The following is an 18,294-nucleotide window of genomic DNA, read 5'->3' on the forward strand; positions in this document are numbered from 1 at the left end:
GACGGCCGGCATGAACCTGCGGCGGGCGGGTACCCGGTGACGATGCCCGACATTGCCAGCTACGGGCTCCTGAGTGACTGCCAGGGAGCGGCGTTGCTGTCCGCGGACGGCTCCGTCGACTGGTGGTGCCCGGCCCGGTTCGACGCGCCAAGCGTCTTCGCCCGGCTGCTCGACCCCGACGCCGGGCACTGGTCGATCACCCCGGTCGACGGGCACCGCACCGCCCGTCGCTACCTGGCGGACACCATGGTGCTGCAGACCGACTTCCGGACTGCCAACGGCGAGCTGCGGCTGACCGACACGCTGGCCCTCGGCCCCGGCGAACGCGGCCACCACATCGGCAGCGCCTCGCCACACGTGCTGCTGCGCCGGGTCGACGTCCTCTCCGGCACGGTGCAGGTCGATGTCGACCTGGTGGTACGGCCCGAGTACGGCCGGGTCGTCCCGGTGGTGACCGGCGGCGACGGGCGGATCGAGCTGGTCGGCGGCAGTGACCGGCTGATCCTGACCGGCGACCCGCTGCCGGCCGAGTTGTCCGCCGGGGTGGACCGGATCGGCGGCCGGCTCACCCGCACCGCCGGGCAGACCGTACAGTTCGCGCTGCGGCACCTGCGCGCCGACGACACCGCGCCACCGGCCGACGACCGGCGGTGCGGCGTCGACGACACGGTCGCCGGCTGGCGGTCCTGGGCCGACGAGCACCACAGCTACCAAGGGCTCTACCAGGAACAGGTACGGCGCAGCGCGCTGGTGCTGCAGGCGCTGACCTATCAGCCGACCGGTGCGGTGGTGGCCGCGCCGACCACCTCGCTGCCCGAGGAGGTCGGCGGCGGCGCGAACTGGGACTACCGGTACGCCTGGCTGCGCGACGGGGCGTTCACCATGCAGGCACTGTGGGTGGCCGCCTGCCCCGACGAGGCACACCGCTTCTTTGACTGGATCGCCGACTCGGTCGGCGAGCTACCGTCCGACCAGCCAGTGCCGATCATGTTCGGGGTCGGCGGCGAGCGGGACCTGACCGAGCACGATCTGGAGCACCTGCGCGGCTACCGGGGTTCGGCGCCGGCACGGGTCGGCAACGACGCCTGGCGGCAGCGGCAGCTCGACGTGCTCGGCGAGGTGATGCACGGTGCCTGGATCCTGCGCGACCGGCTCGGCGAACTAACGGCGGACACCGTACATCTGCTCCGTGGCCTTGCCGAACGGGCCTGCCGCACCTGGTCACAGCCAGATTCCGGGATCTGGGAGGGTCGGGAGGGCGAACGCCACTACCTCACCTCGAAGCTGATGTGCTGGGTGGCGCTGGACCGGGCCGTCGGGCTGGCGACGGCGCTGCACGCCGAGCGTGACGTCGACCGTTGGCGCCGGACCCGGGAACAGATCCGCGGGGCGATCCTCGACCAGGGATGGAGCGACCGGCGCCAGGCGTTCACCGGTGCGTTCGGCTCCGACCATCTCGACGCCGGCGTCCTGATCATGCCGATCATGGGTTTCCTGCCCGGCACCGACCACAGGGTGGTCGCCACGATCGACGCCATCGAGGCGGACCTGACCCACGACGGCCTGGTCCAGCGGTGGACCGGCGGCGACGAAGGAGCCTTTCTGATCTGCTCCTACTGGCTGGCCGAGGCCCTCGCACTGGCCGGCCGGCACGACCGGGCCCGCCAGGTCTTCGACGCGGCCACCGCGTGCGCGAACGATCTCGGTCTGCTCGCCGAGGAGGTGGACCGCCGCGACGGTGGCCTGATCGGCAACTTTCCGCAAGGGCTGTCGCACATCGGCCTGATCAACGCGGCGTGGACGCTGTCCCAGACCGGGGAGGCGTCGCGACCACCGGACCCACCCGGCGGGTGACCGGGCGGTCGTCGTCCGTCGGCGGCAACGCGGCAACTGCCGTCAGGTCCAGGCCGGCGAGGCTCGCCCGGTACCGCCGGTCGTCGAGAACCCGCCACACCGCGGCGGCGATCCGGTCGGCGCAGCCGACATCCAACAGCCGGTACGCGGCGTCCCGCCCGGTGCGGGCACCCGCGTCGAGGTTGATCCCGATGCCGAGCCGGGCCGCCTGCCGGGCGACCAGCGGTTGATCGCCGAAGAACGGCACGACGACCATCGGCACCCCGGCGATGATCGCCTCGTGGAAGCTGTTGCTGCCGCCGTGGGTGACGAACACGTCGGCCCGGCTGAGCACCCGCTGCTGGTCGACGGCGTGCCGGATCGCCCAGTTCGCCGGGTACCGGTCGAGTATCCGGCGGCCCCGGGTCGGGAACACCACCGTCACCTCCGGCGAGGACCAGTGCCGGGCCAGACCCGCGACGCACCGACGCAGCGCGCCGACCAGTTCCGGCTCGGCGTACCAGAGGTTGTCCAGCACCTCGGTGCCGAAGGACAGGTAGACGACCGACCGGGCCGGTCCGGTGCCCCGGCGCTGCCGGCCTGTGCCCCGGCCGTCCTGGCTGGCCGGCCGGTTCCGGGACGGCCAGCCGTCGGAGAGGTAGCCGGCGAAGCGGTAGCCGACCGCCGCGCGGTTGTCCCGGAAGTCGGGCGGCGTGACCGCACGGTACGACCAGAGGATGTTCTGCTCGGCCGGCAGGTGCAGACAGTTCGAGACGAGTTCCACCGTGGCCGGGTCGAGCGTGACGCCGTACCGCCGGTCCAGAGCGTCCAGTGCCGCCGTGTTCGCCGACGCCGTCAGGCAGTGCCGCAGATATCCGGCGTCCGTCATCGGTCCGACCAGCCCCGGCACCGAGCACCACGCCGGCACGCCCAGCCGGCGGGCGACCAGTGCGCCCTCGATCGCGCAGAAGTCGTACAGCACCAGGTCGGGGCGGTAGGCGCGGGCCACCGCAAGGCACTCGCCGAACAACCGGTACGCCCGGTCGAACACCCGGTCCGCCGGGGTGTTGCGGAACTCGCGGCAACCCGGCAGAGCGACGGTCGACCCGGCCAGGTCACCCAGCCGGGGCACGGTGGTCTGCCGGTCGACGAGCACCAGGCGGAAGCTGTCCTCGGCCCGGTGCCGGCGGATCAGCCGTTTGAGAATGTTGAGGTGTCCCTCGTTGGGGATGCTGAACACGAGCACCCGTCGTCGCGGCATCCCGCACCTTTCCCGCCGGCCGGCCCGACAAACCACCCCGGATACCGGCCGAACCGCCTACCAGACGGCGCGCACCCGGTTACCGTCGGCCCGGTGACCACCCAGCAGCCGACCGTCACCCGATCACGGCCATCGCAGCAGCAGGCGGACGACCTGTTGGGCCGGATGACCCTGGCGGAAAAAGCCGGCCTGCTGTTCCACCCGATGATCGGCATCGGTCCGGGCGGCACCCTCGCGCCGGCCGACCCGGACGCCGGCCTGCTCGCCGCCGAGGACCTCGTCCTGTGCCGCCGGATCAACCACGTCAACCTGGTCGGTACCGCGTCGGCCGAGGAGCTCGCCCGCTGGCACAACCACCTGCAGGATCTGGCCGCGTCGACCCGGCTCGGCGTACCGGTGACGGTCTCCACCGATCCCCGGCACGCCCGGTCGGCCAACCCCAACACCGCCGCCCTGGCCGGTGCCTTCTCGACCTGGCCGGAGCCGGCGGGCCTGGCCGCCATCGGCGACCCCGAACTGGTCCGCCGCCACGCCGACACGGTACGGCGGGAGTACCTGGCGGTCGGCATCCGGGCCGCGCTGCACCCGCAGGCCGACGTGGCGACCGACCCGCGCTGGCCACGGGTGCTGGGCACCTTCGGCGAGGACCCGGAGCTGGTCAGCCGGCTGACGGTGGCGTACCTGTCCGGGTTGCAGGGTCCGACGCTCGGACCGGACAGCGTCGCCGCGCTGGTCAAGCACTTCCCCGGCGGCGGCCCGGTGCGCACCGGCGAGGACCCCCATTTCCGGTACGGCGCCGAGCAGGCCTACCCGGGTGGTCGTCTCGCCGCCCACCTGGCGCCGTTCGTGGCGGCCGTCCGGGCCGGTGCCGCGCAGGTGATGCTCGGCTACGGGCTGCCGGTCGGCACCGAACTGCCGCCGGTGGCGTTCGCCTTCAACCACGAGGTGGTGACCGGCCTGCTGCGCCAGCAGCTCGGCTTCGACGGGGTGATCTGCGCCGACTGGGGCGTACTGACCGATGCCTGTTTCCGGGGCGAACGCCGACCGGCCCGCGCCTGGGGCGTCGAACACCTGGAACCGGCGCAGCGGCTGCGTGCCGCGCTGCACGCCGGGGTGGACCAGTTCGGCGGCGAGGCCCGCCCCGACCTGGTGGTCGACCTGGTCCGCAGCGGCCAGGTCACCGAGGACCGGATCGACGAGTCGGCCCGCCGCGTCCTGCACGACAAGCTGCGGCTCGGTCTGTTCGAGCACCGCTACGTCGACCCGGAGCGCGCCGCGCAGCTGGTCGGTGGACCGCCGGCCCGCGCCGCCGGGCTGGCCGCCCAACGGGCCTGCGTGACGCTGCTGCGTCAGGCCCCGCCGGACAGCCCGGCCCGGTTGCCGCTCGCCCCCGGCCTGCGGGTGTACGCCGAGGGCCCGCTGCGTGCCGCGCTGCGGGGCAGGTGGACGGTGGTGTCGGAGCCGGGTCAGGCGGACGTGGCGGTGCTGCGGCTGGCCGCACCGTACGAGCGGCGGCCCGGCCCGGTGGAGGCGTACTTCCACGCCGGGCCGCTGGAGTTCCCGCCGGGCGCGTTGGACCGGGTGCTGGCGGTCGCGGCGGCGGTGCCGACCGTCGTGGACGTCTACCTGGACCGGCCGGCGGTGCTCACCCCGCTCGCCGACCGGGTCGGCACGCTGCTGGTCAGCTTCGGCGTCGAGGACACCGCGCTGGTCGACGTACTCGCCGGGGAGCCGGCACCGACCGGCCGGCTGCCGGTCGATCTGCCGGCCAGCCAGCGGGCCGTACTCACCGGGCAGCCGGACGCCCCGTTCGACGACCCGGACCCGTTGTTCCGGTACGGCCACGGGCTGACGTTCTGACCGGGAAGTTCAGGGGTGGCCGGGCAGGTCAGTCGCGGGCCCGGAGGCGGTGCAGCACGGCGGCGGCGACCAGGCCGTACGCCAGGTGCGGCACGATGTCCGACGCCCAGTCGGCAGCGCTCCACTGCCGCGGGTCGGTGACCTTGAGCAGGGTCATCGGCGCGTCCGAGCCGGCCATCGCCAGCATGGCGAGCAGCCCGGTTGCCGCCCAGACCGGTGCCCGGCGGGGGCCGGCCACGGCGTACAGCGCGCCGGCGCCGAGGCCGGTCGCGTAGCCGAGCAGCGGCCCGAGCCCGTCCCGGCGGTTGCTGGCGGTCTCGTCGTCGCCGAGGTCGACGTGCAGTGTCTCGGCGAGCCGACCGACGCTGCGCTGCGGGGTGCTGCTCGCCGGCCGGGCCCGGCCGGCCATGTCGAGGTAGGTGACCATGTTGAGGGCGCTGGTGCCGGCGGCACCGGCCAGCAGCCCACTCCAGATTCGCCGCATTTCGTCGGCGTACCCAATGCTCGGGCGAGCTAACTCGGTGCCGGTATCCCAGGCGGTCGGCCCAGTCACTGTGGTGACAGCAGGATCCTCTGCACCGTGCCTCCACGGGTAGCGCAGGCTTGGCTTCGTTGCCGTCGCAGAGCGCCCCGCCGTACGGTGGCGGAGGCAGGTGATCTGAATGAAAGCCGAAGGTACGGGAGCCGGCCGGCCCAGCGCGATTCACGTGGGTGAACCGCACGGCAACGGGATCTCCACCCGGTTGAACTGGCTGCGGGCCGGGGTGCTCGGCGCCAACGACGGCATCGTGTCGACGGCCGGTCTCGTCGTGGGGGTGGCCGGCGCGACCATCGCCACCGGCCCCGTCCTGACAGCGGGCGTCGCGGGGGTGGCGGCGGGCGCCGTCTCCATGGCCCTGGGTGAGTACGTGTCGGTGAGCAGCCAGCGTGACAGCGAACGGGCGCTGCTGGCGAAGGAGCGCACCGAGCTCGAACGGTTCCCCGAGCAGGAGTTGGACGAGCTGACCGCGCTCTACGTCGCGAAGGGTCTGACCGTCGGAACCGCCCGGCTGGTAGCGGAGGAACTGACCGCGAAGGACGCCTTCGCCGCGCACGCCGACATCGAGTTGCGGATCGACCCGGATTCGCTGACCAACCCCTGGCACGCAGCCGCCGCCTCGGCGGTCGCTTTCACCCTCGGGTCACTGCTGCCGCTGATCGCGATCCTGCTGCCACCACCCGACGCGCGGGTGGCCGTGACGTTCGCCGTCGTGCTGCTCACACTCGCGGTGACGGGTGCGGTGAGCGCGAGACTGGGCTCTGCCAACGCGGGGCGGGCGGTGGTCAGACTCGTTGCCGGTGGTGCCCTGGCCATGGCCGTCACCTTCGCCATCGGGCAGTTCGTCGGCGCGACGGTGCTCTGAGCCGACCTTCGACCACGCCGCCGACGAACTATTGCTGCGATCAACCTTTCCTCGGGTGGTCTGTGGTGCGTGTGTGGGTGCCGTCGGGGTGGAGGCGGACGGTGACGGGCCGGCCGGGTTGGGTGGCGGCGTGGCGGCGTACCTGGGTGATGCAGGTTGTGGTGTCGGGGAGGGTGCCGGCCGCTGCGGGCTGTTGCGGCACGGGGATCGGCGTTTCCGGGTCGGTGGGGATGGTGGCGCGCAGTGCGCCGTGCAGGTAGCGGTAGCACAGCGCGACGGCTTCGGGCAGGGCGGCGCTGGTGGGGACGGGGTCGACGGCCAGGGGTGTGGCCGGGTCGACGACCCGGACCGACCAGGAGTGGCCCTGGGACAGTTCGGGTCGGCCGATGGTGTTGCGGTGGTCGATGACGGTGACGTCGAGGGCGAGGCCGAGGCCGCGAACCAGGGCGGCGAGTTCGTCGAGGGTGGGGCCGGGCCAGCCGGTGGCGAGGACCATGATGCGGGCGCCGTCGTGGGTGGCGCCGACTTCACCGAGGTACGCGTCGAGCGGGTCGCCGCCGGTGTGGGGGACCTGGCTGACACCGTTGCGCAGGTGCTGGTCGGTGACGTGTTCGCCGTCGATGTCGGTCAGGTCGGTCGGCTGCACGCCGAACTGCGCCGCGAGCGAGCCGATCTGGTAGTGCTCGTCGAGCTGCCACACGGTGGTGCCGGACGGCCGGTCGGTGAGCACCAGGGTGGGCGGTTGCGGGCCGACGGCGGCTTCCGGGTCGCCGGTCGGGTCGCTGTCGGGTCGCCAGTTGCGGTGCACGGTCCGGCCACGCAGGTCGGTGACGGTGAGCACCGCGCCGCGTCGCACCTGGCGGGTGCCGTAGCAGTCCAGGCAGTACGGCGGGTCGGGCCGGTCGGCGCACCGCGTGCAGGGGTGGGCGGGGATCGGCTCGCCCCAGTGTTTCGGTGCCGGCGGTTCCCAGCCGCGGACGAACGTGCCGGCGGTGTCGGCGGGTCGCAGGCTGGTGTGCCACCAGTGCCGGTTGCGCCAGATGGCCTGCGCCCCACCGTGCTGTTCAGCGTCGGCGATCATGCGTCGTTCGACCTGGTCGAGGTCGTGGCCGCCGGGGTGCCCGTCCAACCCGACCGGCACCGCACGCCCGGTGAGGGCAGCCTCGGTGAGGTAGTGGGCGGGCAGCAGCGGGTTGGCGACGGTCAGGCCGGTCACCGCCCGTTCGGCGGGGATGGCGGCGAGCGCGGTCGGCAGGTCGGCGATCCACCGGTGCTGGTAGTCGGGCACCGCACCGCCGGCGTGCTCGAACCGGACGTCCCAGCTCAGCCCACGCCCGATGGAGCTGGGCCGGACTTCGAGGACCAGGTCGACGTGCAACTGGTCGGCGAGCGCACACAGCCGACCGAGCAGCCGGCCCGGGTCGCCCGGTGGCGGCGGCTCGACGCTGCGACCGATCAGCACCAGCCACGGCACGGCGGGCCGCTCGGCCAGCGCTACCGCCTCCCACCGCAGCCGATCCCGCTCGGGTATGCCGCGCTGCCACTGCCGGGGCAGCGTCAACCCCGACGACGGCAGCCGACCCGGCTCGTCGGGGAAATCCGGGTCACGCAACGTCGCGGCGGCCACCCCGGCACGCTGGGCGAGGTCGGTGACGATCGGCGCGTACGGCAACCACCACGTCCCACCCGGCGTCGGCAAAGGCGTGAACGAGCCCGGAACGAGGCTGGTCGACGCCACCTGCCCGGTGTCAAGGTTCGCCACGGTGAACACCCGTTGCGCCCGCCGCCGGTCCACGCCGACCCCGACCACGTGCAGAGAGCCGGCCGGCACCTTGTCGACGCCGTTCACGCCGCCACCCCCGCCCCGAACCGGTGCGACTGCTCGAACTGCTCCGACTGCCAGTCCCGCAACGCCTGCTTGACCCGCACGTTCTCCTCCCGGGTCGAGTGCAACTCGGCGCGCAGCGCGGTCAACTCGTCGGCCACCAGGTGCAGAAACGCCCGCACCTCGACCGGGTCGCAGCCACGCCGGGTCCGGTCGCCGAACGCGCGTTCGCGGACCAGGCCAGGGCTGATCGACGGCCGCACCGGCCGCCCGTACAAGTGACCGGCAGCGTTCGGGGCGGGCCGCACCGGAGGACGCGGCCCGGCAGCGGCGCCGGTCGGCCGCCGGTCGTGGCGGGCGATCTCGGCGAGCAACCGCCGGTTACGCCGACTCCGCACCGGCCGGCGGAACAAGTCAAGAAATCCACGCACAGCAGGAACCACCTTTCACACAGTCGAAAACCTTCAGAGGTACGGATGGAGGGCGCGCGGTTCGCGTCGCAGCGGTGCCGCCGCCGGGGTCAGCGGTGCCGGCGCGGGCGGGGCGCCCAGCGGAGACCGTCACGCTCGACGAAGATCTCCCGCCGTTCACGGGCTTCACCGTCGGCTGCCAACACATAGCCGGTGAGCCAGACCCAGCCGTCGTACGTCCAGCGCTTGTCTACTGTCGTCACCCGGAACCGGAAACCCCGCCCGGCCGCGAACTGCACACTCGCCCGACCATCGACGATCAACTCGTCACCGGGCCGGGGATCGGCCGGGGACCGGTCGGCCGGCACGCTACCGATCAGCCGCCGGCACCGTCGTCCGACCACAGTCGGGACACCACCGCGACTTGACCTTGAAACTGAACAACCCGACGAAGAACCCGAGCAGGATTCCGGAAACCAGGGCACCAAGCGCCACCATGATCAACCCTTCTGATTGGGCTGGGGACGACCGGACGGGCCGTTACCGCAGCCTGCCCGATCACCTTGGATTTCAGCGATACGCAGCGGGAAAACGATCATGAACTCGCCGCTCCCCGCTAACCAGTAGTCGGTCAGTTGATAAACCGTCCACGAAGGTCGTTCCGCCACAGAGTCAACCATCGATCACGCAAAACCGCAACATTCAATTTTTGACTTCATAGTTTTGCCAGGTGGACCGGAGAGGTAGCCGCAGCGGGCGGCTACGCTCGATCAAGATCGTTTGATTGCAGTGTTAAATTTTTGCCGGACGCGGTTGGCAGGGGGGCGACATGCACCCGAGGGGAGGCTCCACAGTGGCAGTCGACGGAGACGACGCCGGCGCGGCCGTGGCCCGTCAGCGCCTGGCGCTGATGCTGCAGAACCTGCGCAAACAGGCACGGAACAAGGACGGGACCCCGATCACGATCGAGCAGGCCGCGCAGCACATGGAGCGCGCCCGTCCCACCGCCCACCGGATCATCAATGGCCTGCCCGGCGTGCGGGTCAAGGACCACGACGTGAAGTCCCTGGCCGAGTTGTTCGGCGCGGACGATGAGACCACGGCAACGATGCTGGCGCTGGCAGCAGCCACCAGGGTCAAGGGCTGGTTCTCACGGTTCCGCGACGTGCTCCCACCCGGCTTCGACATGTACATCGGCCTGGAGGCCGCAGCGCAATCGGTTTGGGCCTACGAGGGCGAGCGCGTCCACGGACTCCTACAGACTGAGGAGTACGCGCGGGAGATCCTCCGGATCTCAGCTTCTGACAGCCCGAAAGCCGCAGATGCCGAGTTCGAGCGCCGCGTTGCTGTCAGGCTACGCCGACAGGAAATCCTGACAAGATCAGACAATCCCGTCGACTTCACCGTCGTACTCGGCGAGGCCGTGCTGCACCGCACCATCGGTGGACCAGCCGTGATGGTCCGCCAACTGCAGCAGATCAACGAGCGGGGCGCTCTGCCGAACGTCTCCGTCCGGGTCGTGCCGTTCAGCGTCGGCGCGCACTACGGCATCGACACGGGGCCGTTCGCGGTCATAACGTTCCCAGAGCAAGGCGGGCCGGCGACGGCCTACATGGACAACTTCACCGGCCACCTCCTGACCCACAAACCGTCCGACATCGCCCGATTCGAGGCCGCTGCGGCAGCCATCGACCGCAGCGCCCTGAACGAGACCGCGTCCAGGAACCTGATCAGCCAGAGAGCGAAGGAGCTATCCAGTGCCCAGTAGACGTGACGCGCTCTCCCCAGAGGTCCTGGCCACAGCGCAGTACCGCAAGTCAACGCGTTCGGACAGCACAGGTTCATGCGTCGAGGTCGCCACCAACGTTCCCGCCACAGTCCTCGTACGCGACAGCAAAGACCCCGCCGGCGGGACCCTGGCCTTCGAGCCGACAGCCTGGTCGGCGTTCGTCGAGTTGGCGAAGTCCCGCTGCCACGGGTAGCTGCATCCCTCCGCGACGTCGAGATGCACCAGCCCGCTGCCGAACGCCTGGCTACAACGCCACAGTGGTCGACAGCAGGCCGAGCGTCGCGTAACTGAACCGACCGCGCGGGTCACATACCAAGGATGCCAGCCACGCCTGCCGTACGAGCCTCCATGTCGCACTGAACACCGCCCTCGCCAACTACACTCCGTAATGTCAGGCTCAATAACACCCAAGCCGGACTGCGGCAGATCCGTACGTTGGCCTACCCCGAGCCGACGAGGATACAGAACGGATGTCCCTCCGGGTCGGCGAGAACGTAGAGGGGCTCCTCTGAATCCCGGGTGCGGTCGTAAAGCAAGCTGGCTCCGAGCTGCTCGGCTCGTCGACGGTGTCGCTCCAACTCGTTGACGGTTGGTACGCGGAGATCCAGGTGCATCTGCTTCGGAACGTCGTGTGACGGCCACGTCGGCCGCGCCAATGTAGGCACCTGTTGAAAGGCAAGCTTGCGGTTGCCGTTGCCGTCGACCAGGACGAGCCAGTCTTCGTCATCGGTGGTCCCGTCAGCCGGAGGTTCGTCACCAGGGCGGTACTGCAGTCCGAGGAACTCCCGGTAGAACTCAGCGAGGGCCCGGGCGTCGGTGGCGTCCAGGGCGGTGTGCATGAGAACCGGATAGTCGGACACTGACGACGCCTCCTCACGGTACTGGCCCTGTCATCACACCACGAAATCGACGAGCGAACATCCAGACATCGGCACGTCCGAGCGTCCTCGCGGCTGTCCGCGCCAAGGTCGGCGGCTACCGAAGGTGATGGAGGTGCCAACACCAGCGCGCCGATGGCCTCTACTCTGGGCTGATGCGTCTGCCAGTCAGCACCCGTGTCCTGCTGATCCTGCTCGGCCTCGGCGTGGCCGCAGTGGGCGTCGTCGGTTTGCTCTCCGAGTGGCCCTTGGGTACCCCCATGATCGTGCTGGTCTTCGGCCTGCTGATGGTCACCGTGGCTGCCATCGGTTCCATGCCCAACCTCAACTGGCGCGAGGGCACCATCCTCTGGCCCGACCCGAAACTCTACGAGCGTCTCGACTTGCTGGAGAAGGCGCTTAAGGACTTGAGGGAAACCGACACTCAGCTCGCCGTGAAGGCCGAGAGCGACGCCGAGGTGCTCGACTACATCCTGTCCCGGTTGCCCGCCCCACCTGACGGCGACGAGTACGACAGCGACCATGCCCGGCTGGCAGTATGGGAGGAGAGATTGGGCGAGACTGAGCACGAGATCACCTCTCGCTACTACAGCGGCGAGGACTACGACGACGGGATTAGCATCCAAGGACTGGAGATGACGCGCGACGATCAACGACGCGACATCCGCCTCGAAAGTCGCCGCCTCAAGGCTAAGAAGCGCTTCGGTCCGGCCCGCTACGACGGCCACCACCCAACGCGCGAAATATGACTGATGGCAGCAATGCCAGTTGATCGGTCGGTACCACGCGGGAGGCGGAGACAGGAGAAGTAGCCATATGTCACCGTGCGTCACCGCCGGTGATGAACGCTAGTCCAACCGGAGCGGCAGATCAGTACACCACCTGACTCGGTTAGCCACCCGGTCCCGTCGATGCAGGGAAAGGTCAGTATCCGCTCATCGGCGCGACCACCCGCGATCGTCGCTGTGCACTCGTTACGCATTGTAACGCTCGGATCGCGGCATGAGAGCATACGTGATCTTGACACTTGCGAGACACTCCCGCCGCCGGACGTGGCCCGAACTCGGCGGGGTGCGCTTGGCCGGATCCACCTCGGCAGGGCCGGTACATTGACAACGAGCGTCGGGAATCGCAGCGGCTGTTGGCGCAGGTGACGGATACCCGTCACTCAGGGTCGCAGGTCCGTAGCTTGTCAACTATGGTCGGACGTACCTGACGAACGTGAGCGACCTTCAGGCGAGGCTGCTCCGCGACCGGGGAGGCCGGCTCGGTGAGCGTCGACGAGGTCAAGGCTCAGCTGGGCAGGGGCCTGGAGAGCGCCCGCAGCAGCAGGAACACCTTGCAACAGGCGGCTGCGGCAGCGGGCGAGGCCCTGGAGTTGGCGACCTACACCTGCCAGGGCAGCAACCACGAACGGGCGACCGACGCCCTGAACAAGGCCACGTCCGCGCTCCGCGAGATCAAGTTGACGATCGCCCGACTGGACGCCGGCACCGAACTGGTCGAGACGTACCGCACGGGTTTGTAATGTCCGGGACGGTCGCCGAGGTCATCGCCCAGCTCACTCGGGCATCCACCGGCCTCAGCTCGGCCGCAGTGACAGCCCTGCGCGCCCAGCAGGAAATGACCGACGCGCACCAGGTCCTCTCCGCCGCGAGCGCTGGCGCATCGGCGCACGCTGTCACCAACGCGACCACCGAGTGGGAGACCGCCGCAGACAAGGCCGGAAAGGTCGCCCGCCTGCTCATGGAGGCCGTCGGCCACCTCAACGCCTACGCCAACCGTATCGCCCCCGGCTCGGCACCCACCGAACCAACGCTCACCGGCCCGACCGGCGATGAACTCCTCGCCGACACCACCAAGCGCTCCGAGGCACAGCGCAACGTTGGTGGCTTCCTCGGTAAGCTTGCCCGCAAGTCAGACGACGTCCAGGACAGCGCCAAGACCATGGGCGAGATGGCGGAGAAGGTCGCGCAGGTGATCCGTACGCCAGCCGGTAGTGGCGGCACGCAGTCGGCGGGCACCTCGTCTCCATCGATCGTCCCCGCCACACCGACCCGCATCGACGCCGCCGACGCCGTTGGCAATCTGGTCGTCGTCGGTCTCGTAGCGGGTATCGCAATCCACAGGACAGGCCAGATAGCCAGCAGGCAGATAGCGAGGTTGCGAAAGAAATGGTCGCAAGACAAGAGCTGAGTGACCTCATCCGGGCGATGGCCAGACAGGACTGGGGCTCAGTTGATCGACACCTCACCGAGCTCAACCGGATCGGCTGGGCCGGGGGCAGCCAGACCATCGGAGCGGCGTTCGCGCTCGCCGTCAACCGCAGGTTCGGCTCGTCAGACGATCTTCGGGGGGTTGCCTCCTTCGTGGCTGATACGAGGAAGCGCTACCAGGAAGGCGAGCAGTTCTCTGCCCTGGCGATGGAAGGCATGATCCGGGCAGCCCTCGGCGAGCCGGACCTGATCGACGACATCGATGCGGAGACCGCCTTCTCGATGCAGATCGCCGTGCTCGGCACACTGCTGCAAGACCGACAGTGGACCGAGGTTGAGCTGGAGGAGTTCATCCGCGAAGTCGAGGAGACCGCCGCTCAGTACATGTAGTCGCCACCCTCGCCTGCTGATGATCCACAGCGGCTGTTCGACTTGACACGCTGAGGATGCGTCAGACCAGGCGCATCCGATCGCCCGGCTCAGGTGAGGCGGGCGGCGAGGGTGTCGAGGTCGTCGACGAACCAGACCTGGTTGCCCCGGTTCGACTCGACGACCAGGTCACGCAGTGCCGTACTGCCGGCGGTGTGGCCGGTGATGTCGCCGACCACGACCAGCCGCAGCCGGTAGTTGACGAACTTCTGCATGATGCCGCCGGCCAGCCCGCTGCGCAGCGCGAAGAAGCGTTCATCCAGCCGCGTGACCGGGATCGCGACGATCTCGGCACCGGCGAACGTCTGGCCGATCACATCCAGCGCATCCTGCTCACTGGCGATTGTCGGCCCGTCGGCGGCGCAGACCAGCACCGGTACGCCGGCCAGTTCGACGATCTCGTCAGCCATCACCGCGTACCCCGTCTCTGTTGTCCGTCCGGAACATTCCGCTGCCCGCGCGCGTCACCGCGTCGATCGTGGACAGGATCTCCGCGACCGCGTCCGGGCCACCGAAGACGACGATCTTCAGCCGGTCTCGCGCCGGGTCGTACCCGGTCTGCAGCCGCAGCGGCGGCGCGGCCGATGCCCGGCTGCCGCCCTGCGCCCCGGCGACCAGCAGGGTGCTCAGCCGGTCGGCGTCGGCGGACGTCAAGCCGTCGATGTCGACCACCGCGGAGACCTCGACCACCGGGTCGGCCGGCTCGGCGGAGCCGGCGGCCCCGGCCGGGCGGCCGGTGAACGCGTCCAAGTCGGCCGGTGCGATCCGGTACTGCTTGCCGATCCGTACGGCCGGCAGCCGTCCGTCCCGGATGTAACTACGCACCGTACGCACGTGCAGGTCAAGCTGCGCTGCGACTTCCTCCACCGACAGCCAAGACTTCGCCATTCTTCCCCATCAGCATCTATTTGATGTACGACAGGGAAGTTTAGCGCATCGGTCGGCCACCGACCACGATCCGGACCGGTCACCGCCCGCCACCCCGGTTTGTCGCACCGGGGCGATACAACTTCTCGGGTACGGATCACCGGTCCGCAGCCCGCCGTCTGAGATGACGGCTGACGACGGCTGCGGTCGACACCCCTGGAGGGCAACCCAGTGGACGCGGACGACGCCGCCTGGCAGCGGCGAAGCATGGTACGGGTGGTGCCCACCGCACGACCCCGCAAGCTGGCGAAGGTCCCCTTCGTCGAGATGGCCGACGGACGCCTGCAGGGCGTCGTGTCCAGCGGCTCGGACATCGGGCGGGTGTACGTGTCGTCGGTCGCCGCCGGCAGCTACGAGGTCAGCTGCAGCACCAACAACAACCGGCCGTGCGGCGGGCTGCGCGGCGGCGACTACGCGTGCAACCACCTGACCGCGCTCGCCGACGAGGCCATCGTGCAGTACGGCGGCGACCGGGTCGCCCGCTTCCTGCGGCTGGAGACCAACGACGAGGTGACCAACGGCAGCGAGATCTTCTGGGCGATCGGCCGGACCACCCTCGCCGGCGCGTCGCCGGCGGCGGCCGTGTTCAGCCGGTTCCTGCACCACCTGTCCTATCTGGACCTGCCGGGGGCGGTCGAGCCGCTGCCCGAGTTGAGCTGGTTCCCGGCCGGGGCGGGGGCCCGCTGATGCGCGGGGCACAGCTCGACGACCTGCGCGACGGCGTACCGGCCGGGGTCGCCGAGGCACTCGCCGTGGTCGACCGGTTCGACCAGGCGATGACCGGCGGCTTCGGCCGACTCGACCCGAAGGGTACGGCGGCCCTGGCCGAGCTGGCCGGCGCGGTCTCGGCCACCCCGCTCGGCGCGGCGGCGGCCGAAGCCGTCGACAAGGTGACCGCCGGCTCGGTCGGCGAGGAGCAGTTGCTGCTGCTGGCCGCCGCCCGTACGGCGGTGGTGGGCGCGGTGCACGACGCGCTGCGGGACCGGCTCGACGGCACGCTCGGCCGCGACCGGGCGCAGTGGTCGGCACCGGCCACGGCCGCCGCCCCGGCCGACGGACGACTGTTGGCGGCCCGTTCCTGGCTGGCCGAGCTGGCCCTCGCCGGCTGGCGCAACGTCGACCACGATCTGGTGTCGGCCAGCCAGCAGGCACTGACCGCGCTGCTCGCCGACCCGGCCCGACGCCGGATCGCGGTGCTGCTCGACGGGCTCGCCAACGAGCTGCGCTACACCAGCCCGGTGGCCACCATGGAGCGGATTCCGGCGCGCCGCTGGGCCGACCTGTGGACCCGCGCCATGCTGTTGACCAGCCCGCAGGGCGGGCCGGCAGCGCCGGAGACGGTATCCGGCCGACTGCTGATCGTCGGCGCCGACGTGCAGGAGCACGCCACCGCCGTACAGCTGCAGGTGCACGCGGTGCTGGAGGCCGCCGGCGGTGCCGGCGACGCCGACCGGTCCCGGCTGGTCCGGGTCAACGTGTCCGCCGCCAAGGTCGACACGATCGTCGGCCCGGTGGTGTGGCAGCTGCTCGCCGACCATCCGGTGCTGCTCGCCGCCCTGGCCGGCCGGCTCAGCCTGGACGTCACCGACCTGCCGCTGCTGCCCGGCGGCGACCTGCTCTGGCGCGACGACCAGGCCCGACCCGGCGAGCCGACCGACCCGTTCGCCGTCGCCCGGGTGCAGCTCGGTGAGGCGCTCGCCCCGGCCATACCGCCGCTGGACCGGCACCCGGTCGCCATCGCCGAGCCGGTGCTGCTGGAGGGCTACTCCGTGGTCACCGACGACGCCGGGATCGGCTTCGAGGTCGACGGCACCCGGGTGACCGTCGACGTCGACCGGCTGCCCGGTTGCGGGCCGGTCACCGCCGAGCTGCTGGCCAAGTCGTCGGCCTGCATCGGACTGCTGCGCTGGGACGGTGACGCGGCGGCCGGCCCCGGCTGGTCGGTGCAGCCGATCGGCATGCAGGCGACGGTGAAGCGCAAGCAGGTCGACCTGCACACCGGCGACTGGGCGCAGGGGCCGACCGACCCCAAGGTCGCCAAGGCGGTGGCCCGCTCCGGCGACAGCGTCGCGATGCTCCGGGAGCGGGCGGGACGGTTGCTGCGCAAATGACCGATTCGATGATCAACTATCACGAGAACCGGCGCCAGGTGCTCTACTGGCGGCTGCTGGCCCGGCTGTTCGACGGGCAGGAGCAGGCCGCGCTGGAACGCACCAGCATGGCGGTGGTCGACGAGCTGGGGCTGCCGGCCGCGCTGCTCGACCCGGCGGTCTCCATCGACACCGTCGTGCAGCGGTTCCCGGAACTGGCCGACGAGCTGCCCGGCCTGCTCGTGCCGCCGGCTGAGGACGAGAGCGCCGGCGAGGCGTCGGTGCAGGTCGGGGCCGACGAGGTACGCCGGGCGGCGCTGGCGTCGAAGCTGCTGCTCAACGTCTTCGCCACCGGCAGCGGTGACGTGTCGGCCGGTCAGCTGGCCGGCTGGCAGGCCGACGCCGGCTGGTACCAGCAGGCCTGCGGTGCCACGCCGGGGCGCCGCGACGGGGTGCTCGGCACCATCGAAGCCGACCTGGTACGCCGGATGCGGCTGCGCGAAGTGCTGGCCGATCCGGCGCTGGCCCGCCAGCTCACCCCGAGCATGTCGCTGATCGAGCAGCTGCTGCGGGACAAGTCGAACCTGTCCGGGGTGGCGCTGGCCAACGCCAAGGCGCTGATCCGCCGGTTCGTCGACGAGGTCGCCGAGGTGCTCAAGACCCAGGTGCAGCAGACCAGCGTCGGCACCATCGACCGGTCGGTCCCGCCGAAGCGGGTGTTCCGCAACCTCGACCTGAACCGCACCATCTGGAAGAACCTGCCGAACTGGAGTCCGGCCGACGAGCGGCTCTACGTCGACCGGCTGTACTACAAGCAGACCGCGAAGCGGACCACCCCGGCCCGCATGATCGTCGTGGTCGACCAGTCCGGCTCGATGGTCGACGCGATGGTCAACTGCACCATCCTGGCCTCGATCTTCGCCGGGCTGCCCAAGGTGGACGTGCATCTGGTCGCGTACGACACCCGGGCGCTGGACCTGACGCCGTGGGTGCACGACCCGTTCGAGGTGCTGCTGCGCACCCAGCTCGGTGGCGGCACCGACGGCACGGCCGCGTTGGAGCTGGCCCGGCCGAAGATCGCCGACCCGCGCAACACGGTACTGGTGTGGATCTCCGACTTCTACGAGTGGAAGTCGCAGGAGGTCTTCGACGGGCTGCAGGCGGTGCACCGCAGCGGAGCCAGGCTGATCCCGGTCGGCTCGGTCTCCAGCGGCGGCCAGCAGAGCGTCAACCCGTGGTTCCGGAAACGGCTCAAGGACCAGGGCACCCCGGTGCTGTCCGGGCACGTCCGCAAGCTCGTCGTCGAGCTCAAGAACTTCCTCACCTGACCCCTTTTCCACTCCCCCACACGAGCACCGTCGACTAGGAGAAAC

Annotated in this window: 20 protein-coding genes; 12 read left to right on the forward strand and 8 right to left on the reverse strand. The window is 70.6% G+C overall.

Going from position 1 to position 18,294, the window contains the following annotated elements:
- The first annotated feature begins 42 nt into the window (after positions 1-42).
- Entirely contained in the window at positions 43-1,854 is a 1,812-nt protein-coding gene (locus O7621_RS03630) for a glycoside hydrolase family 15 protein (RefSeq protein ID WP_282232717.1), read from the forward strand.
- Here the strand turns inward: O7621_RS03630 and O7621_RS03635 are convergent.
- Complete coding sequence (locus O7621_RS03635) at positions 1,787-3,094, reverse strand: glycosyltransferase (RefSeq protein ID WP_282232718.1); 1,308 nt, start codon at positions 3,092-3,094, stop codon at positions 1,787-1,789. The genes O7621_RS03630 and O7621_RS03635 overlap by 68 nt on opposite strands.
- Positions 3,095-3,187: 93 nt before the next feature.
- Between O7621_RS03635 and O7621_RS03640 the strand changes: the two genes are divergently transcribed.
- A complete protein-coding gene (locus O7621_RS03640; protein ID WP_282232719.1) occupies positions 3,188-4,954 on the forward strand; it encodes a glycoside hydrolase family 3 N-terminal domain-containing protein in 1,767 nt (588 codons plus the stop codon).
- Between the two features lie 28 nt (positions 4,955-4,982).
- Here the strand turns inward: O7621_RS03640 and O7621_RS03645 are convergent, their stop codons facing one another.
- Positions 4,983-5,438, reverse strand: a complete 456-nt coding sequence (locus O7621_RS03645; protein ID WP_281552660.1) for a hypothetical protein — start codon at positions 5,436-5,438, stop codon at positions 4,983-4,985.
- Positions 5,439-5,616: 178 nt separating this feature from the next.
- On the opposite strand from O7621_RS03645, the gene O7621_RS03650 reads away from it, so the two are divergent.
- Positions 5,617-6,357, forward strand: a complete 741-nt coding sequence (locus O7621_RS03650; RefSeq protein ID WP_282232720.1) for a VIT family protein — start codon at positions 5,617-5,619, stop codon at positions 6,355-6,357.
- Between the two features lie 40 nt (positions 6,358-6,397).
- Here the strand turns inward: O7621_RS03650 and O7621_RS03655 are convergent, their stop codons facing one another.
- The 3 genes from O7621_RS03655 to O7621_RS03665 form a co-directional block, all read right to left on the reverse strand.
- Positions 6,398-8,206: a hypothetical protein gene (locus tag O7621_RS03655; protein ID WP_282232721.1), complete on the reverse strand. Its 1,809-nt coding sequence runs from the start codon at positions 8,204-8,206 to the stop codon at positions 6,398-6,400.
- On the reverse strand, positions 8,203-8,490 hold the full coding sequence (locus O7621_RS03660; RefSeq protein ID WP_282234442.1) for a hypothetical protein: 288 nt from the start codon (positions 8,488-8,490) through the stop codon (positions 8,203-8,205). Before O7621_RS03660 ends, O7621_RS03655 begins: the two co-directional genes overlap by 4 nt.
- Positions 8,491-8,702: 212 nt before the next feature.
- On the reverse strand, positions 8,703-8,996 hold the full coding sequence (locus tag O7621_RS03665) for a hypothetical protein (RefSeq protein ID WP_282232722.1): 294 nt from the start codon (positions 8,994-8,996) through the stop codon (positions 8,703-8,705).
- 449 nt (positions 8,997-9,445) lie between these two features.
- Here O7621_RS03665 and O7621_RS03670 point away from each other — a divergent pair, with 449 nt between their 5' ends.
- Together O7621_RS03670 and O7621_RS03675 are read left to right on the forward strand one after the other, a co-directional pair.
- Positions 9,446-10,360 carry a helix-turn-helix transcriptional regulator gene (locus O7621_RS03670; protein ID WP_282232723.1) on the forward strand — a complete coding sequence of 305 codons (915 nt, stop codon included), beginning with the start codon at positions 9,446-9,448 and terminating at the stop codon, positions 10,358-10,360.
- 25 nt (positions 10,361-10,385) lie between these two features.
- Positions 10,386-10,574: a DUF397 domain-containing protein gene (locus O7621_RS03675; RefSeq protein WP_282234443.1), complete on the forward strand. Its 189-nt coding sequence runs from the start codon at positions 10,386-10,388 to the stop codon at positions 10,572-10,574.
- A 247-nt stretch (positions 10,575-10,821) separates the two neighbouring features.
- Here the strand turns inward: O7621_RS03675 and O7621_RS03680 are convergent, their stop codons facing one another.
- Positions 10,822-11,241 carry a VOC family protein gene (locus O7621_RS03680; RefSeq protein WP_282232724.1) on the reverse strand — a complete coding sequence of 140 codons (420 nt, stop codon included), beginning with the start codon at positions 11,239-11,241 and terminating at the stop codon, positions 10,822-10,824.
- Positions 11,242-11,414: 173 nt separating this feature from the next.
- Between O7621_RS03680 and O7621_RS03685 the strand changes: the two genes are divergently transcribed.
- The 4 genes from O7621_RS03685 (at position 11,415) to O7621_RS03700 (ending at position 13,865) form a co-directional block, all read left to right on the forward strand.
- On the forward strand, positions 11,415-12,008 hold the full coding sequence (locus O7621_RS03685; protein WP_282232725.1) for a hypothetical protein: 594 nt from the start codon (positions 11,415-11,417) through the stop codon (positions 12,006-12,008).
- Between the two features lie 521 nt (positions 12,009-12,529).
- Entirely contained in the window at positions 12,530-12,787 is a 258-nt protein-coding gene (locus O7621_RS03690; protein WP_282232726.1) for a hypothetical protein, read from the forward strand.
- Positions 12,787-13,455 (forward strand): hypothetical protein, encoded by a 669-nt coding sequence (locus O7621_RS03695; RefSeq protein ID WP_282232727.1) that lies wholly within the window; start codon positions 12,787-12,789, stop codon positions 13,453-13,455. The genes O7621_RS03690 and O7621_RS03695 overlap by 1 nt, the downstream gene beginning before the upstream one ends.
- Positions 13,456-13,472: 17 nt before the next feature.
- Positions 13,473-13,865 carry a hypothetical protein gene (locus O7621_RS03700; RefSeq protein ID WP_282232728.1) on the forward strand — a complete coding sequence of 131 codons (393 nt, stop codon included), beginning with the start codon at positions 13,473-13,475 and terminating at the stop codon, positions 13,863-13,865.
- Between the two features lie 89 nt (positions 13,866-13,954).
- Here the strand turns inward: O7621_RS03700 and O7621_RS03705 are convergent, their stop codons facing one another.
- The gene (locus O7621_RS03705; RefSeq protein ID WP_282232729.1) at positions 13,955-14,314 is read right to left on the reverse strand and encodes a DUF4180 domain-containing protein; all 360 of its coding nucleotides are present in this window, start codon (positions 14,312-14,314) and stop codon (positions 13,955-13,957) included.
- Entirely contained in the window at positions 14,307-14,792 is a 486-nt protein-coding gene (locus O7621_RS03710; protein ID WP_282232730.1) for a helix-turn-helix domain-containing protein, read from the reverse strand. The genes O7621_RS03705 and O7621_RS03710 overlap by 8 nt, the downstream gene beginning before the upstream one ends.
- Positions 14,793-15,038: 246 nt before the next feature.
- Between O7621_RS03710 and O7621_RS03715 the strand changes: the two genes are divergently transcribed.
- From O7621_RS03715 to O7621_RS03725, 3 genes are read left to right on the forward strand one after another with little or no spacing between them, the layout of a single operon-like run.
- Positions 15,039-15,518, forward strand: a complete 480-nt coding sequence (locus O7621_RS03715) for a hypothetical protein (protein ID WP_282234444.1) — start codon at positions 15,039-15,041, stop codon at positions 15,516-15,518.
- A complete protein-coding gene (locus O7621_RS03720) occupies positions 15,518-16,942 on the forward strand; it encodes a hypothetical protein (RefSeq protein WP_282232731.1) in 1,425 nt (474 codons plus the stop codon). Before O7621_RS03715 ends, O7621_RS03720 begins: the two co-directional genes overlap by 1 nt.
- On the forward strand, positions 16,939-18,249 hold the full coding sequence (locus tag O7621_RS03725) for a VWA domain-containing protein (RefSeq protein ID WP_282232732.1): 1,311 nt from the start codon (positions 16,939-16,941) through the stop codon (positions 18,247-18,249). The genes O7621_RS03720 and O7621_RS03725 overlap by 4 nt, the downstream gene beginning before the upstream one ends.
- Positions 18,250-18,294: the final 45 nt, after the last annotated feature.

It is taken from the genome of Solwaraspora sp. WMMD937 (genome assembly GCF_029581175.1).
In the GTDB taxonomy this organism is placed as follows: Bacteria; Actinomycetota; Actinomycetes; order Mycobacteriales; family Micromonosporaceae; genus Micromonospora_E.

Coding starts and splice junctions, on each gene's coding strand:
- O7621_RS03630 (WP_282232717.1), top strand. CDS start 43: ATGCCCGACATTGCCAGCTACGGGCTCCTGAGTGACTGCCAGGGAGCG.
- O7621_RS03635 (WP_282232718.1), bottom strand. CDS start 3,094: ATGCCGCGACGACGGGTGCTCGTGTTCAGCATCCCCAACGAGGGACAC.
- O7621_RS03645 (WP_281552660.1), bottom strand. CDS start 5,438: ATGCGGCGAATCTGGAGTGGGCTGCTGGCCGGTGCCGCCGGCACCAGC.
- O7621_RS03650 (WP_282232720.1), top strand. CDS start 5,617: ATGAAAGCCGAAGGTACGGGAGCCGGCCGGCCCAGCGCGATTCACGTG.
- O7621_RS03685 (WP_282232725.1), top strand. CDS start 11,415: ATGCGTCTGCCAGTCAGCACCCGTGTCCTGCTGATCCTGCTCGGCCTC.
- O7621_RS03695 (WP_282232727.1), top strand. CDS start 12,787: ATGTCCGGGACGGTCGCCGAGGTCATCGCCCAGCTCACTCGGGCATCC.
- O7621_RS03700 (WP_282232728.1), top strand. CDS start 13,473: ATGGCCAGACAGGACTGGGGCTCAGTTGATCGACACCTCACCGAGCTC.
- O7621_RS03705 (WP_282232729.1), bottom strand. CDS start 14,314: ATGGCTGACGAGATCGTCGAACTGGCCGGCGTACCGGTGCTGGTCTGC.
- O7621_RS03710 (WP_282232730.1), bottom strand. CDS start 14,792: ATGGCGAAGTCTTGGCTGTCGGTGGAGGAAGTCGCAGCGCAGCTTGAC.
- O7621_RS03715 (WP_282234444.1), top strand. CDS start 15,039: ATGGTACGGGTGGTGCCCACCGCACGACCCCGCAAGCTGGCGAAGGTC.
- O7621_RS03720 (WP_282232731.1), top strand. CDS start 15,518: ATGCGCGGGGCACAGCTCGACGACCTGCGCGACGGCGTACCGGCCGGG.
- O7621_RS03725 (WP_282232732.1), top strand. CDS start 16,939: ATGACCGATTCGATGATCAACTATCACGAGAACCGGCGCCAGGTGCTC.